Source organism: Saccharothrix sp. ST-888 (genome assembly GCF_000955975.1).
In the GTDB taxonomy this organism is placed as follows: domain Bacteria; phylum Actinomycetota; class Actinomycetes; order Streptomycetales; family Streptomycetaceae; genus Kitasatospora.
In genome coordinates this window covers 1-1,872 of the sequence record NZ_JYJF01000252.1, presented here as the reverse complement: position 1 = coordinate 1,872, position 1,872 = coordinate 1, and the positions used below count along the sequence as shown (strand labels likewise).

At 72.9% G+C, this 1,872-nt stretch carries 1 protein-coding gene; it reads left to right on the top strand.

Annotated elements, in window-relative coordinates; all coding sequences use genetic code 11:
* Nucleotides 1-1,872 (top strand): acyltransferase domain-containing protein (locus UK12_RS32425; RefSeq protein ID WP_045306792.1); only part of this gene is annotated, 1,872 nt, incomplete at both ends.

Below are 1,872 nucleotides of genomic sequence, written 5' to 3'. Positions count from 1 at the left end.
TTGGCGACGGGTCGGGCGGGGCTGGAGCACCGCGCGGTCGTCGTGGCGGGTGGGCGTGAGGAGTTCCTGCGGGGGCTTGGTGCGCTGGCTGCCGGTGAGCCGGCGGCGGACGTGGTCCGTGGCTCGGTGGCCGGGGGCCGGACGGCGTTCCTGTTCACGGGTCAGGGCAGTCAGCGGGCCGGGATGGGCGCCGAGCTGTACGAGGCGTTCCCGGTGTTCGCGGCTGCGCTGGACGAGGTGTTCGCGCACCTGGACCAGCATCTCGACCGTCCGCTGCGCGAGGTGATGTTCGCGGGTGAGGACGGTCTGCTGGACCGGACCGAGTACACGCAGCCTGCGCTGTTCGCGGTTGAGGTGGCGCTGTTCCGTCTGGTGGAGTCGTGGGGTGTTCGGCCGGACTTCCTGGCGGGTCACTCGATCGGTGAGCTGGCTGCCGCGCACGTCGCGGGGGTTCTCTCCCTGGCTGATGCTGCGGCTCTGGTCGCGGCGCGTGGCCGGCTGATGCAGGCGCTGCCCGCCGGTGGTGCGATGGTGGCGGTGCAGGCGTCCGAGGAGGAGGTCCTGCCGCTGCTGAGCGCCGAGGTCGGTGTCGCGGCGGTCAACGGGCCTTCGTCGGTGGTGATCTCGGGTGCCGAGTCGGCCGTTCTGGAGGTCGCGGAGCGACTGGCGGCCGAGGGTCGCAAGACGAAGCGGCTGACGGTGAGCCACGCGTTCCACTCGCCGTTGATGGAGCCGATGCTGGCGGAGTTCCGTACCCTCGCCGAGGGCCTGAGCTTCCACGAGCCCCGGATCCCGGTCGTCTCCACCCTCACCGGCAAGGCCGCTTCGGCGGCGGAGCTGTGCTCGGCGGAGTACTGGGTGCGGCACGTCCGTGAGGCCGTCCGCTTCCACGACGCCGTGCAGACCCTGGAGGGTGAGGGCGTCCGTACGTTCGTTGAGTTGGGCCCGGACGGTGTCCTCTCCGCGATGGGTCAGGACTGCGTGACCGAGGCGGCGGTGTTCGCCCCGGTGCTGCGCGCGGACCGCCCGGAAGCCGAGGCCCTGACCGCCGCCCTGGCGCAGGCGTACGTCCGTGGCGTGGCGGTCGACTGGCAGGCGGTGTTCGCGGGGCAGGGCGCCCGGCGGGTGGACCTGCCGACCTACGCCTTCCAGCGGCAGTGGTACTGGCTGGAGAACCTGGCAGCCCCGGCCCCGGGCGTGGCCGCTCTCGACGCGGTGGATGCGCGCTTCTGGGAGGCCGTGGAGAAGGGCGACCTGGAGGCGCTGTCCTCGGCCCTGGAGCTGGACGGCGACCAGCCGTTGAGCTCGGTGCTGCCGGCTCTCTCGGCGTGGCGCCGGCAGAGCCGTGAGCAGTCCACGGTGGACGGCTGGCGCTACCGCGCGAGCTGGAAGCCGGTCGGCGAGGCCGCTTCGGGCGTGCTGGCGGGTACGTGGCTGGTGGCCGTTCCCGCCGGGTGCGCCGAGGACGCGGCGGTGCTGGGTACGGTCCGGATGCTGGCCGGTCGCGGCGTGGACGTCCGCCGGGTCGAGCTGGACGGCGCCGATCGCGGCGCGGTGGCAGAGCTGCTGCGCGACTCCGTCGCGGACGGTGCGGCGATCGCGGGTGTGCTGTCGCTGGTCGCCCTCGACGAGGGTGACTCCGTCTCGACCGCACCGGTGCTGACCGCAACTCTCGTGCAGGCGCTGGGCGACTGCGGTGTCGCTGCTCCGCTGTGGTGTGTGACGCGGGGTGCGGTGTCGACGGGCCGTTCGGACCGTCTGGTGAGTGCGGTGCAGGCGCAGGTGTGGGGTCTGGGCCGGGTGGTGGGGCTGGAGCATCCGGAGCGTTGGGGTGGTCTGGTCGATCTGCCGGAGGTGGTGGACGAGCGTGTG